General features: G+C 61.1%; 10 protein-coding genes. 5 read left to right on the plus strand and 5 right to left on the minus strand.

The window, feature by feature from the left end; all coding sequences use genetic code 11:
• The 3 genes from WA989_RS06000 to WA989_RS06010 all read left to right on the plus strand — a co-directional run.
• Positions 1-700, plus strand: a 700-nt coding sequence (locus WA989_RS06000) for an alpha/beta hydrolase family protein (RefSeq protein WP_424339597.1), incomplete at its 5' end; no start/stop codon positions are given.
• Between the two features lie 162 nt (positions 701-862).
• Positions 863-1,687 (plus strand): Stf0 family sulfotransferase, encoded by an 825-nt coding sequence (locus WA989_RS06005; protein ID WP_424339598.1) that lies wholly within the window; start codon positions 863-865, stop codon positions 1,685-1,687.
• Between the two features lie 92 nt (positions 1,688-1,779).
• Complete coding sequence (locus WA989_RS06010; RefSeq protein WP_424339599.1) at positions 1,780-2,850, plus strand: DUF2793 domain-containing protein; 1,071 nt, start codon at positions 1,780-1,782, stop codon at positions 2,848-2,850.
• A 47-nt stretch (positions 2,851-2,897) separates the two neighbouring features.
• Here WA989_RS06010 and dnaJ read toward each other — a convergent pair whose 3' ends face one another.
• The 4 genes from dnaJ to WA989_RS06030 all read right to left on the minus strand — a co-directional run bounded on the left by dnaJ (position 2,898) and on the right by WA989_RS06030 (position 10,570).
• A complete protein-coding gene (dnaJ, locus tag WA989_RS06015; protein WP_424339600.1) occupies positions 2,898-4,067 on the minus strand; it encodes a molecular chaperone DnaJ in 1,170 nt (389 codons plus the stop codon).
• A gap of 95 nt (positions 4,068-4,162) precedes the next feature.
• Positions 4,163-8,689 (minus strand): glutamate synthase large subunit, encoded by a 4,527-nt coding sequence (gene gltB, locus WA989_RS06020; protein ID WP_424339601.1) that lies wholly within the window; start codon positions 8,687-8,689, stop codon positions 4,163-4,165.
• Positions 8,686-9,111: a GFA family protein gene (locus tag WA989_RS06025; protein ID WP_424339602.1), complete on the minus strand. Its 426-nt coding sequence runs from the start codon at positions 9,109-9,111 to the stop codon at positions 8,686-8,688. Before WA989_RS06025 ends, gltB begins: the two co-directional genes overlap by 4 nt.
• Positions 9,112-9,115: 4 nt before the next feature.
• Positions 9,116-10,570: an NAD(P)-dependent oxidoreductase gene (locus WA989_RS06030; RefSeq protein WP_424339603.1), complete on the minus strand. Its 1,455-nt coding sequence runs from the start codon at positions 10,568-10,570 to the stop codon at positions 9,116-9,118.
• Between the two features lie 238 nt (positions 10,571-10,808).
• Here WA989_RS06030 and WA989_RS06035 point away from each other — a divergent pair, with 238 nt between their 5' ends.
• Both WA989_RS06035 and WA989_RS06040 read left to right on the plus strand, forming a co-directional pair.
• Positions 10,809-11,648, plus strand: a complete 840-nt coding sequence (locus WA989_RS06035) for an undecaprenyl-diphosphate phosphatase (protein ID WP_424339604.1) — start codon at positions 10,809-10,811, stop codon at positions 11,646-11,648.
• A gap of 82 nt (positions 11,649-11,730) precedes the next feature.
• Positions 11,731-12,291 (plus strand): PA2169 family four-helix-bundle protein, encoded by a 561-nt coding sequence (locus tag WA989_RS06040; RefSeq protein ID WP_424339605.1) that lies wholly within the window; start codon positions 11,731-11,733, stop codon positions 12,289-12,291.
• A gap of 312 nt (positions 12,292-12,603) precedes the next feature.
• On the opposite strand, the gene WA989_RS06045 is transcribed toward WA989_RS06040, so the two are convergent.
• Positions 12,604-13,542 (minus strand): complex I NDUFA9 subunit family protein, encoded by a 939-nt coding sequence (locus tag WA989_RS06045; RefSeq protein WP_424339606.1) that lies wholly within the window; start codon positions 13,540-13,542, stop codon positions 12,604-12,606.
• Between the last annotated feature and the right edge of the window lie 298 nt (positions 13,543-13,840).

The following is a 13,840-nucleotide window of genomic DNA, read 5'->3' on the forward strand; positions in this document are numbered from 1 at the left end:
CACATCCGGGCTGACCTTTGTCTGGCTATCGGGATTCAAGTCCGACATGCAGGGGACAAAGGTTGTCGAGCTTGAGGCCTGGGCGGCATCTGAAGGCCATGGCTTCCTGGCGTTCGATTACACAGGCCACGGGGAATCCGGCGGAAAATTTGAAGATGGTACGATCAGTGCATGGCGGGCGGATGCGCTCTCTGCCATCGAAAAGCAGACGGACGGGCCGCTCGTCCTCGTCGGATCCAGCATGGGCGGGTGGATGGCGCTTCTGGCAGCGCTGGCGCTCAAAGACAGGGTCGCGGGCCTCATCCTGATCGCACCGGCGCCCGATTTCACCGAAAAACTGATGTGGCCGGAATTTTCAGACGCCGCCAAGGCCGAAATCATGGACAAGGGCGTGCATCTTCGCCCGTCCGATTATGGCGAGCCCTACCCGATCACAAAGGCGCTGATCGAGGATGGACGCAAATGGTCCATCCTAGACGGTCCGATCGAGTTTGCCGGCCCTGTGCGCATCCTGCAGGGCATGCGGGACCCGGATGTGCCATGGCAGCACGCCGAGCGACTGGTCGGGGCGATGACGACGGCTGATTTTATCTTTACGCTGATCAAGGATGGCGATCACCGCCTGTCGCGCCCGCAGGATATAGAGCGGCTGAAGTCGACTTGCCTCGAACTTGCATCCAGCCTCGTGAAGGGTGGCTAGTGCCGCTGCGGAACAGACAAGAGTGAAGACTTACAGGGCGGACGGATTTCGAACAGAGAACTTCTGGTTCATTTGCATCGCAAGACGGGTTGAAACCAGATCGCTCATGTTTAGGTTCGACAACCGGCAGAATGAAGACTGCCATTAGGGAATAGGGGTAGAATGAGCACGACGGTTCCATTCGCAGATATGGATCAGGCCTTTAACGAGGTCGAAGCCGAATCGGCGTTTCCGAACGGCCCTGAGCCGGCCCACCAATACATCATCTGGTTTACAGCCCGCTCGGGCTCTTCCTGGCTAACCGATGTGATGGAGCAGGGCGGTCTCGGTGTGCCGCGCGAATGGATCAATCCGCGCAATTTCGAGCCGCATACAAAGGCATTCGGATCCAAGAGCTGGGATCACTTCTTCGCATCGCTGCGCCGCAACTGGTCGAGGAATGGCATTTTTGGCCAGGAAATCACCGCCGGCTTCTACCGCGTGTTTTCCCGCTACGTCGATCTCAGCAAGCATTTTGACCTCCGCGCGCCCAGCATGATGTTGTTTCGCGAAGACATCGTCTTGCAGGGCATATCGCTCTTTTTCGCAACAGAATCAGGAGCATTTCACGCCGCCAATGACGGAGAGATGAAGGCGCAGCTGGAATATGACAATGAGAAGATCAAGCACTGGATCCGGCATTTGCACGGTCAGGAAAACGTGTTGCGCTCCCTCTTCGACGAGTTAGGCAACGCGCCCAAATTTGCGTCCTATGAGAGGCTGCTGCCGCAGGGCCCGTCTGTCGCGATCAAGGCCGTCTCCGACATGCTCGGCATCAGCCCCCCCGTCACGGTCGAGGCCCAGCCGCGCCACACCAAGATCGGCCGCAAGCTGAATGACGAGTATCGCGACAGGTTCATCGCGGAAAATGCCGACTATATGAAGCGGGTGAATGATCGGCGCGACTGGTTGTTCAGGGGGCTGGAGACCTATTCGCTCGTCAGCTGAGGCCCGCCTCACAGGCAATATACATCAATTCATCCGCCCCTCTGCAGGGCCGGACTAGTCTTGCCGGGTCGTTCCAGATCAGGACCTGCCCCATGGATATTTCCGCAAAGCTCTCGCTTCCCTACCTGCTTCCAAATCAGGCCTCCAAACATGTCACGCTGAATGAGGGGCTGAGGCGCCTCGACGCGCTCGTGCAGGCCTCCATCCTGTCGGCAGGGCTGACAGAACCGCCAGCCAGTCCGGCAGAAGGCGACGCCTATATTATCGCAGACGGCACGCCCGCAGGCGACTGGAGCGGGCAGACGCCGGGCACGCTGATGGCGTTTCAGGACGGCGCCTGGGAGGCGTTCGCACCGGCCGAAGGCTGGCGTGTGTTCGACGCAGAAACCAGCAGTCTCCTCGTCTTCGAGGCAGGCAGCTGGCGCACACTGGCCGGCCCAGAAGCCCGGTTTGACAGTCTTGGCATCAATACCGATGCAGACGCCTCAAACCGGATCGCAATGAAGGCCGACCGTCTGCTGTTCAGCCATGACGATGTCACGCCCGGCACTGGCGATGCGGCCGCCGTGGTCAACAAGGCGGCCCCGTCAAACCTCTCGGTCATGCAGTTCCAGACCGGCTTTTCCGGCCGCGCGGAAATCGGCCTCATCGGCGATGATGATTTCTCCATCAAGACCAGCAGCAATGGATCGGCTTTCAATGAGGCCCTGCGGCTGTCCTCAGCCGGCATCATGTCGGTGCGCGGCGAGACGACTGAAAATCTCGGCGAGCCGGGCCTCAGCGGCATGGTGGTGAACGGCAATCTTCGGATGCGCAGTCTCGCCCCGATGTTCATCCTGATGGAGTCCGACGAGGACAACACATTCTGGAATTTCGTGGTCGGCGCGGGCACCGTGAGCTTGCGGCGCAATAATGCCTTTCCGGGCGCGCTGCAGCTGAGGGAGACGCAGGAGGTCGGCCTGTCGCGTACACCGCGCCTCGGCATGCAACTCGATTCCAACGGACCGATCGCGCCGAAATCCTACACGGTCGCCGCCCTTCCCGCCGCATCCATTGGCGAGGGCGCTATTGTCTATGTGAGTGACGAGACCGGTGGGCCAACGCTTGCCTTCAGTGACGGAGCAGACTGGCGCCGCACGAGCGACAATGCGGTGGTTGCCTAGGGCTGGCCTCAACCCTGCCCAGGGGAAGTGAGACGGCGTTGCAGGCCCTAGTTCGGGCGCTGCTGGTCTTCGCCGGCGATGCCGTCCCAGAACTTCTTGACGCGGCCGAGAAAGCCTTCGCTTTCCGGATTGCAGTCAGCCCCTGAGCATTCGCAAAACTCGCGCAGCAGCTCTTTCTGTCGGGCAGACAGGTTGCGCGGGGTTTCGACAATCATCTCGACGAAGAGGTCCCCGCCCTGGCCTGAGCCTCTGAGGCTCGGCATGCCCTTGCCGCGCAGGCGCAGCTTGCGGCCGGTCTGGGCGCCCTCCGGCACGGTGACCTTGGCGCGCCCGCCATCGATGGTCGGGATTTCAATCTCGCCGCCAAGCGCCGCTGTGACCATGGGCACGGGCGCGGGGCAATAAAGGTTTGGCCCGTCGCGCTCGAAAATATCATGCTCGGCAACGTCAACGAAGATGTAGAGATCGCCCTTCGGACCACCATGAAGGCCGGGTTCGCCTTCCCCGGCGAGCCTGATGCGCATGCCGCTTTCGACACCGGCCGGGATCTTGACCTGGAGCTTGCGTTCTTCGCGGACCTGGCCTGCGCCATGGCAGGTCTTGCACGGCTTGGAGATCACCTTGCCGCGGCCTGAACAGCGCGCGCAGGTGCGTTCCATGGTGAAAAAGCCCTGCTGGGCCCGTACACGGCCGGCGCCCTGGCAGGTCGGGCAGGTTTCGGGGCTGGTGCCCGGCTCTGCGCCCGAGCCATCGCACGTGTCGCATTCGACAGCGGCAGGCAGGCTGATCGCCGTGTCCTTGCCGGTGAAAGCTTCTTCCAGCGTGATGTCGAGATCATAGCGCAGATCATTGCCGCGGGCCGGACCATTGCGCCGGCGTCCGCCGCCAAATCCGCCGCCAGCGCCAAAGACCTGGCTGAAAATATTGTCGAAAATATCGCCCGGGTCCATATTGCCGAACGGATTGCCGCCGCCGGGGCCGCCTGCTCCGCCTTCAAAGGCGGCATGGCCGAACCGGTCATAGGCGGCGCGTTTGTCAGGGTCTGACAGGACGGCGTAGGCTTCGCCGACTTCCTTGAATCGCGCTTCGGCCTCTTCATCGCCCGGATTTTGATCCGGGTGAAATTTGAGGGCGAGTTTGCGATACGCGCTTTTCAGCGCCTTGGCGTCCGCATCTCTGGAGACGCCCAGTAGCTCGTAATAATCTGGTTTGCTCATGGCAGTGGTCTGAAGTTTCCGCTGTTTGGCAGTTAGCCGTGAAATTGGGGAGCACCGCCCTGCGATGCAAGGGCGGTGCTACAGCCATGACCGACTTATCCTGCTTTTGCAGCAGGGGCCTTGCCGAGAATCCGGCTTGCCACTTCCTTCGGCACAATCAGCAGCGTTTCAGACAGTGTCTGCTGCCAGTTGTCGAGCAGCTTGCGGGCCCGCTTGGAGCCTGTGCGTTCGGCATGCATCTCCAGCATCATCTGATACCGCTCGATATGCTCGGCCGGCATGTCGGCCAGCGAGTACCAGTCAATGGAGTCGGGGTTTGCGACGCGGTCGAACTTCTTGTCCGGGTCCCAGATCCAGGCGACACCACCGGTCATGCCGGCGCCGAAATTGTCTCCGACGGCCCCGAGAATGGCGACGCGCCCGCCTGTCATATACTCGCAGCCATTCGCCCCGCAGCCTTCAACGACGGCTTCGGCGCCCGAATTGCGCACCCCAAAGCGGACACCGGCCTGGCCTGCCGCATAGAGCCGGCCGGCGGTTGCGCCATATAGGCACGTATTGCCGATGATCGTATTCTCGGACGCTTCAAGCTGTGCATTGCGGCGCGGGCGCAGCTGGATCGTCGCGCCAGAGAGACCCTTGCCGACATAGTCATTGGCATCGCCGAACACATCGAGCAGCAGACCCTGAACCGCAAAGGCCCCGAGCGACTGGCCCGCGCTGCCGGTCAGGCGGATACGCAGCCGGCCTTCTGGCAAGGCCTTCTCACCAAACTTGCGGACGATGGCAGAGCTCGACCGCGCGCCGATCGAGCGCTGGACGTTCTGGACGTCATATTCAAGCTGCATCTTCTCGCCGCGTGTGAAGAAGGGCTCGCCATCGCGCAGGATCTGCGAGTCGAGCGTGTCCCCGACTTCGGTCCGATGCGTCGGGCGGTAGACGACGGGCTTGGCCGTGTCGACCTTGACCAGAAGCGGGTTGAGATCGAGGTCGTCGAGATGGGACGCGCCGCGGCTGACCTGGCTAAGCAGGTCAGTCCGGCCCACCGCTTCATCGAGCGAGGAGAGACCAAGGCTTGCCAGAATATGGCGGACGTCCTCGGCCAGGAAAGACATGAGATTAACGACCTTTTCCGGAGAGCCGGTGAACTTCTTGCGCAGCTCTTCGTCCTGAACGCAGACGCCGACCGGGCAGGTGTTCGAATGGCACTGGCGCACCATGATGCAGCCAATTGCGACGAGCGATGCCGTGCCGATGCCATACTCTTCCGCGCCCAGCATCGCCGCGATGACGATGTCGCGGCCCGTGCGGAGGCCCCCATCTGTGCGCAGCGTGACCTTGTCGCGAAGGTTATTGAGGCTGAGCACCTGATGCGCTTCAGCAAGGCCCATTTCCCAGGGCAGGCCGGCGTATTTGATCGAGGTTTGCGGGCTGGCGCCCGTGCCGCCGACACCGCCGGCGATCAGGATCACGTCGGCCTTGGCTTTCGCCACGCCAGCCGCCACCGTTCCGACGCCGGACTGGGCAACTAGCTTTACGCAGACGCGGCAATCGGGATTGATCTGCTTCAGATCATAGATGAGCTGGGCGAGGTCCTCGATGGAATAGATGTCATGGTGCGGCGGCGGCGAGATCAGGGTCACACCGGGGGTCGCGTGCCGGTTCTTGGCGATCAGTTCGGTCACCTTGAAGCCGGGCAGCTGGCCGCCCTCGCCGGGCTTTGCACCCTGCGCGATCTTGATCTCGACCTCGCGGCACTCATTGAGATATTCGGCGGTGACACCAAAGCGGCCGGAGGCGACCTGTTTGACGGCCGAGTTCATATTGTCGCCATTTGGCAGCGGACGATAGCGCTCGCGGATCTCGCCGCCTTCGCCGGAAACAGACTTCGCGCCGATCCGGTTCATTGCGACATTGAGTGTGCCATGCGCCTCAGGGCTGAGCGCGCCGAGCGACATGCCGGGCGTCACGAAGCGCTTGCGGATTTCATTGACCGACTGGACCTGCTCCAGAGGAATGGAAGCGAGCTTGTGGGTCTTGAAATCAATCAGGTCGCGCAGCTGAATGGGCTGGCGCGAATGAACCGCCTCGGCATATTTCTCGTAGAGGACATAGTCGCCGCGGTCGCAGGCGGCCTGCAGCATGTGAATGAGGTTGCCATCGAGGGCATGCGGCTCGCCGGAGGCGCGCAGGCGATAGAAGCCGCCGACGGGGAGCGAGATGACATCCTCGTCAAACGCCGCCTCATGGCGCTCAACCGCATTGTCTTCGAGACCGGCAAGGCCGATGCCCGAAATGCGGCTGGTCATGCCGGGGAAATAGTCGGCCACCAGCGCACGTGAGAGGCCGAGCGCCTCGAAATTATAGCCGCCGCGATAGGACGAGATCACTGAAATGCCCATCTTGGACATGATCTTCAGAAGACCGGCTTCGATCGCTTTCTTGTAGTTTCGGACATAGTGGCTGAGCGGCTCATCGCCGAGCAGGCCGCGCGCATGGCGGTCTGCAATCGCTTCCTGGGCGAGATAGGCGTTGACGCAGGTCGCGCCGACACCGACCAGGACGGCAAAATAGTGCGTATCAAGACATTCGGCCGAGCGGACCGTCAGTGAACAGAATGTACGAAGCCCCTGCCCGACAAGGTGCGAATGCACCGCGCCGGTGGCGAGGATCATCGGGATGGCGACCGTATCAGGGTCCTGGTTTTCATCGGTCAGCACGATATGCTCGCGCCCGGCGCGGACGGCCTCTTCGGCCTCGATCTGGATGCGCGACAGCGCGTTCCTGAGGGCAGAGCCGTTGCGCTGCACATCCGCGAGCTTGAAGGTACAGTCGATATGCTCGACGCCTTCGCCGAGCGTTTCCATCAGGCGCTGATACATGCCGGTCGACAGGAACGGGCTTTCCAGCACGAAAACGTTCTGCTGGGTTTCATCGGTCGTCAGGATGTTGCCGAGATTCTTGAACCGGGTCTTCAGCGACATGACCCGGTCTTCGCGCAGCGGATCGACGGGCGGATTGGTGACCTGGCTGAAATTCTGGCGGAAGAAATGCGAGAGCGGCCGGCACTCATGCGAGAGCACGGCGACCGGCGTGTCGTCGCCCATCGAGCCGATGGCTTCCTTACCGTCTTCGGCCATGGGCGCGAGGATCAGCTCGGTGGTCTCTAGCGTGAAACCTGCCACGGTCTGACGGCGCAGCAGTTTTTCCTTGTCGAAAAGACGCGGCTCCTCGCCATTGATGATGTCGGCTTCGAGTTCTTTGACGTTTTTCAGCCACTTGTCATACGGATGCTCACTGGCGAGCTCATCGATGATCTCGTCATGCTCATAGAACCGGCCCTCTTCGAGATTGGCCGCGATCATACCGCCGGCGCGCACGTGGCCGCGGCGCACGACTTCATGGCCAGACAGCGGGCACATGCCGGTCTCTGAACCGACCGCCAGAATGCCATCGCTGGTCAGCGCATAGCGCAGCGGGCGCAGGCCATTCCGGTCGAGCCCGGCAATCGCCCAGCGGCCATCATAGGCGCAGACCGCCGCCGGTCCGTCCCATGGCTCCATGACGGAGTTGCAGTAGGCGTAAAGCGCAGCATGCTCGTCGGGAATGATCGAGGCGCGCTTCGACCAGGCTTCCGGGATAAGCAGCGCCTTGGTCATCGGCGCGGTACGGCCCGCCTTGCAGAGGATTTCAAACACCGCGTCGAGGGCGCCGGAATCCGACAGGCCTTTCGGCACGACGGGTTTCACATCCTCGACATCATCGCCGAAGGCGCCCGAGACCATCTTGATCTCGTGGCTCTTCATCCAGTTGAGGTTGCCGCGCAGCGTGTTGATCTCGCCATTGTGGGCGAGCATGCGGAAGGGCTGTGCCAGTTCCCAGCGCGGGAAAGTATTGGTAGAATAGCGCTGGTGATAGATCGCGATTGGCGAGACGAAGCGCTCATCCTTGAGGTCGAGATAGAAATTGTCGATGTCCTGGGCGAGGAACATGCCCTTGTAGATCAGCGATTTGTGGCTGAGCGAGCAGATATAGAAGCTCGGAATGCCGGCTTCGCGCGCCTTACGCTCGATGCGGCGGCGGCAGAGGTAAAGCGCGCGCTCAAGCTCATCCGGTGAGCGCTCACGGCTGTCGCGGAACATGACCTGTTCGATCTCGGGGCGCGTATCGGCCGCTTTCTGGCCGATCACCGAAATATCGACCGGAGGCTGACGCCAGCCATAGATATAGAAGCCGAAATGCAGGATCTCGGTCTCGACGATGGCGCGGGCCGCTTCCTGAGCGCCAAGATCGGTGCGCGGAAGGAAAATCTGCCCGACGCAGATTGGATCGTCCGTCGGGTTGTGCCCGGTGCGCTGGGCCTGCTCGCGGAAAAAGTCCTGCGGGACCTCAATGCGGATGCCCGCGCCGTCGCCTGTCTTGCCATCGGCATCGGTTGCGCCGCGGTGCCAGACATTCTTGAGCGCCTTGATGCCCATCTCGACGATTTCGCGCTTCGGCTTGCCATCCAGCGAGACGACGAGGCCGACGCCGCATGCGTCTTTCTCATGTTCTGGATCGTAGGCGTGCGCGTCGATCAGCTTCTGGCGCTCGATGAGGTATTTTTCGATGGTGTCGGTCATGTATCGGTGCCTCCAAAGCGGGCAAGCGTTTCTTCTGCGGTGAGGCGCGGGCGCTCACCCGCAAGGTCAAAATAATCCGGCTTCTCGTCGACGAAGATTTCCATGCTGAGCGTATGGCCCGCAGGCAGGTCGAGCGTGCCGGCGAGGACAGCCCATTTCGCGCCGTCCGTCTTCATCCGGTAAAACAGGCTTGAGCCGCAGCGCGAGCAGAAGCCGCGTTTGGCCCAGTCCGAGCTGTCATACCAGGCAAGCGTGTCGTGCGAGACCAGCGTCATGTCATCATCCTCGACATCCATGTCGATGAAGACAGAGCCGGTCCAGCGCTGGCACATCCTGCAATGGCAGGCGCTCATCGCGCCGTCGCGGGCGACTTCGAATGCGACGCCTCCGCAGAGGCATTGTCCCTTGATCAGGTCAGTCATCGGTCTATTCCGCAGCCACTGACGCAGGCGCAGCCTCACGCGCCATCTGCTTCATGCGCTTGTGCATCTGCTCGGCGGCATCGCGTCCATCCTTGATCGCCCAGACGACGAGAGAGGCCCCGCGCACGATATCGCCGGCCGCATAGACGCCGGGAACACTGGTTTCGAGCGTTGCGAAATCGACCTTGATCGCGCCCCAGCGATTGACCTTGAGGGCCGGTTCGCCAAACAGCTCCGGCAGCTCTTCAGGGTCAAATCCGAGCGCCTTGATCACCATGTCGGCCTTGATGTCGAAGCTCTCGCCGGTCTTTTCGGGCGATTGGCGGCCAGACGGATCGGGTGCCCCCAGCTTCATGCGCGCGGCGCGGACGGCTTTCAGCTTGCCGGCCTTCGTGTCGATGATGGCTTCCGGCGCGGCCAGCCATTCGAAGACGACCCCCTCTTCCTCGGCATTGGCAACCTCGCGCTGCGAGCCCGGCATATTGGCGCGGTCGCGGCGGTAGAGGCAGGTCACGGATTTTGCGCCTTGGCGCACGGCGGTGCGCACGCAGTCCATCGCCGTATCGCCGCCGCCGATAACAACGACGCGCTTGCCCTCTGCGTTATGTGTGCCGTCATCGAAGGTCGGGACGGCATCGCCGAGGCCTTTGCGGTTGGATGTCGTCAGGAAGTCGAGCGCGGCATGGACGCTGTCATGGCCAGCGCCCGGCACCATAAGGTCGCGCGCCTTGTAGACGCCGGTCGCAATCAGGATCGTGTCGTGCTTGTCGCGCAGATCGTTGAGGGTGAGCTTGTCGCCAATCGAGGTGTTGAACTCAAATTTGATGCCGCTGTCTTCCAGACGCTTGATGCGGCGTTCGACGACATATTTCTCCAGCTTGAAGCCCGGAATACCATAGATCAGCAGGCCGCCGCCGCGGTCATAGCGGTCATAGACGGTGACCTGATAGCCTTTGCGGCGAAGCTGCTCGGCGGTAGCAAGACCGCCCGGGCCTGCGCCAATGATGCCGGCAGACTGGTCGCGCTCACGCGGCGGCTTGATCGGCGTGACCCAGCCCTCGTCCCATGCATTCTCGGTGATGAAGCGCTCGACAGAGCCGATTGTCACTGTGCCATGGCCGGATTGCTCGATTGTGCAGATGCCCTCGCAAAGGCGGTCCTGCGGGCAGATGCGCCCACAGATTTCAGGCATGTTATTGGTTGCCTGCGAGACCTGATAGGCCTCTTCAAGGCGGTTTTCGGCGACTAATTTCAGCCAGTCGGGAATATTGTTGGTGAGCGGGCAGCCCTGCTGGCAGAACGGCACGCCGCATTGCGAACAGCGCGAAGCCTGCGCTTCAGCCGCTTCCGTCGCATAATCTGCATAGATCTCATTGAAGTCATCGGCACGCGCCTTCGGATCGCGCTTTTCTGGCATTGACCGGTCAATATTGGTAAACTTCAACATGCGGCTAGCCATGAGCGGTCCTCTTTGCAGAATATTTTGCCTTATGGTATCTGCTACACCGGCGCGCAAGCAAAATCGCACCCCGAAATATCATTTTGATATGTTGTTTTCGCAGATTTATCTCACATAAGACAAATCACGCGATTAATCAAGCCCAATACATCTCATATTGATATACTAAGCTGCAGCTGTATTCTCCTGCAAACCATGCAAGAACGGGCCTGAACCGCGGTGTTGAGGGTCCGTATCCATGTCGCTTTTCCAGCTATTTATCATTTCCATCGTGCAAGGCATTTCCGAATGGCTGCCGATCTCGTCTTCGGCGCATGTGCTGCTGACAGCCCATTTGTTCGGCGTTGGCGGACAGGACGAGCTGATGGTCAATGCCATGGCGCATCTGGGCACGCTGTTCGCGCTGTTTGCATATTTCTGGAAAGACACGGGCCGCGCCATCAAGGGCGGGGTCGAGCTGATCGGCATCGGCCGCGAGAACGGAAAGCTGACATCGAGCGGCAAGCTCGCGCTGCTCATCCTGGTAGCGACGCCGCCTGCCGTCCTGGCCGGCCTCGCCTATGAACTCCTGCCCGGTCTCGAGATTCTTCGTAGCGTCTATGTGATTGCGGCGGCGACCATCATCTTCGCGCTCTTCCTCTGGTGGGCCGATGTCAAAGGCGCCACGCATCGCACGGAAGCCGACATGACGATCAAGGATGGCGTGCTGATCGGTCTTGCCCAGGCGCTCGCCTTCATTCCGGGCGTCAGCCGGTCCGGCATCACCATGACAGCGGCGCGCGGCCTTGGCCTGTCGCGCCAGGAGGCGGCGCGTTTCGGCATGTTGTGCGGCGTGCCGGTGCTGATGCTGGCGGGGGGCTATGCCTGCTACAAGCTGGCCACGGCCGATGCCGGCGAGATCACCATTCCCCTGTCAGACGGGCTAATCGTGGCGGGCCTCAGCTTTGTGACCGCTTATTTCTCGATCTGGGGGCTGATGGCGCTGCTCAACAAGATGAGCTTCCTGCCCTTCGTAATTTACCGCATCCTGCTTGGCGTTGCGATCCTCGCCATGATCCCGATGCTGTCTGGAAGTTAATCACGCCCAGCCGGCCGGGCGGGAACCGGCGCTTCAGCCCATCCGTTCTGCAACCACTCCAGAATGGAAAAGGACCATTGGTATGAAGAACGCACTTCTTGCGACCGCAGCGCTTGCCCTGCCGCTGTCATTCGCTGCCTGCACGTCAGCAGGCCTCACCCCGGCAGAGCAGGTGGCAGCAGAACAGAACGTCGCCATGTCGGAGGCCATGCAGGCAGAGGTCGCAGGCCTGAATGAGCTGACCCGCGTCTATATCGATGCCGCTGCGCTCTACAAACAGGCTGCGGACATTCCGGACGATACCAAAAGTCTCAAGCCCGCCCTGCTTGAGCTTGCCAAGGAAAAGAATGCGCAGCGCGATATGCTGCAGGACCGCGTGCTGACACTTGGCGGCGCGCCTGCAGAACATGGCGAGGCGCTCGGAACCGCCCATCGCGGCTTTACGGCCCTACGCACCGTCGTCGATGACGATACCGAAGTCGCGATCGAGGAAGTCCTGCGCGGTGAACGCTACATTCTCGACAAGATCAATGAGATCATGCCGAAAACCGTGACGCCCGAGACCAGAACGCTGCTGGCCGAGCTCAGGACGGATACTGAAACCGAGATTGCCCGTCTGGAAATGATGGACAAGGCCGCCTGACCCGTCATCTGAGGCACTGAAGACCAAAAAGCCCGCCTTTCCCGGCGGGCTTTTAATTGGCCTCAAGACGACGCACGCAGTTGGCGCCAAGCCCCCTCCGTACGCCGCTCCTTCCGCACTGTGCGTCCCTACGCCTGCGGAAAGCTCTACTGAAGTGAACTTTAAGACAGAGATTCCAGCAGGATGCCGTTGAGAATGTGATTTTTTGCGGGCACGGCGCCGAAAACTGACCACCGCGGGAGCGCCTCAGGCTTCGCCCTTCTGGTGGAATTCGCCATAGGGGCGGTAGCGCCACAGATAGGTCGGCACGATCTATTCCACGCTTTCGAGATCGACGATGCCGAGATCCTTGAGGGTGTGTGCGTCATCGCCGACAATATTGTCGGTCTTCAGCATGTCGACCTGGTCACCGGTAATGGGCGGGGCTCCGAGAATACCGGTCGAGAGCGGCCAGACATAGCGCCAGAGCGCCCCGAAGGCGAGGCCCATCGGTTTGGCAATAAAGAACGGGATGGGGAGCGCATAGCGCTTGCGGTCGATGATCTCGCCGATGACGTCATACAGCTCTTCAAACGTGTAGGTGCGCGGGCCGCCAAGCTCGAAGCTCTGGCCTTCGACATCGTCGCGCGAGACAGCTGCGGCAATCGCATCGGCGACATCGCCGGCATAAACCGGCTGGACCTTTGTCTTGCCGCCGCCAATGGCGGGCAGGAAGGGGGCCAGGTTCGCAACCGGATGGGCGGCCATGCCGGCAAAGCGATTGAAGAACTCGTCTTCCGGGCCGAACACGATGGAGGGGCGCAGGATCACGGCACCGGGAAATGCTTCGCGCACGCCGCGCTCGGCTTCAGCCTTTGTGCGGGCATAATCGGATGAGGAGTCTTCGTCTGCGCCAATCGCGGAAATCTGGACCAGGCGCCTGACGCCAGCCTCTGCGGCCGCCTCTGCGACATTGATCGCACCCTCGCGCTGAGCGGCCTCGAAACTCTGCGGGCCTTTTTCAAACAGGACACCGACCAGGTTGACGGCCGCGTCGGCACCATCAAGCGCCCGCTGAACCGATTTGTAATTGCGGATATTGGCCTGGAAGAGATCGATCCAGCCGGGCGGGCCAGCGAGCCTCACATCGCCTGCAAGGTGCGGCCGTCGAACAGCAATGCGCACGCGCCATCCTGCCTCGACCAGAGTGCGGGCGGCGTAGCGGCCAATGAAGCCTGAGCCGCCAAACAGAGTTACAAGACCTTTGGCCATTTGGGACGATCCTGTTGCTGAGGACAATCAAATCAGAGTGCGCGCGTTTCATCATGACTGGCGCCGATTGTCCATGCGTCAAAGGGCAACCGCACTCGGCAATTACACACAACCCGAAATTCAAAAATTCCCCCATCAGGCGAATATTAAGGATTTTCTTGAGAATACTGGCCGCTAAGGGCACTGTTTCGGTCTCATCTTAACCAAATCGCCAGCTTCCTGAGGCATGGTCTCGCGAATATCAAATCGTAACCGGTCGGACCATATGACGGCATTGGCACAACAGACAGTTTCTATC

Origin of the sequence: Henriciella sp., from assembly GCF_049649345.1 — a bacterium.
Classification (GTDB): domain Bacteria; phylum Pseudomonadota; class Alphaproteobacteria; order Caulobacterales; family Hyphomonadaceae; genus Henriciella.

Bases quoted from the DNA above. Each gene is read 5' to 3' on its own strand.
- WA989_RS06005 (WP_424339598.1), top strand. From the start codon at position 863: ATGAGCACGACGGTTCCATTCGCAGATATGGATCAGGCCTTTAACGAG.
- WA989_RS06010 (WP_424339599.1), top strand. From the start codon at position 1,780: ATGGATATTTCCGCAAAGCTCTCGCTTCCCTACCTGCTTCCAAATCAG.
- dnaJ (WP_424339600.1), bottom strand. From the start codon at position 4,067: ATGAGCAAACCAGATTATTACGAGCTACTGGGCGTCTCCAGAGATGCG.
- gltB (WP_424339601.1), bottom strand. From the start codon at position 8,689: ATGACCGACACCATCGAAAAATACCTCATCGAGCGCCAGAAGCTGATC.
- WA989_RS06025 (WP_424339602.1), bottom strand. From the start codon at position 9,111: ATGACTGACCTGATCAAGGGACAATGCCTCTGCGGAGGCGTCGCATTC.
- WA989_RS06030 (WP_424339603.1), bottom strand. From the start codon at position 10,570: ATGGCTAGCCGCATGTTGAAGTTTACCAATATTGACCGGTCAATGCCA.
- WA989_RS06035 (WP_424339604.1), top strand. From the start codon at position 10,809: ATGTCGCTTTTCCAGCTATTTATCATTTCCATCGTGCAAGGCATTTCC.
- WA989_RS06040 (WP_424339605.1), top strand. From the start codon at position 11,731: ATGAAGAACGCACTTCTTGCGACCGCAGCGCTTGCCCTGCCGCTGTCA.
- WA989_RS06045 (WP_424339606.1), bottom strand. From the start codon at position 13,542: ATGGCCAAAGGTCTTGTAACTCTGTTTGGCGGCTCAGGCTTCATTGGC.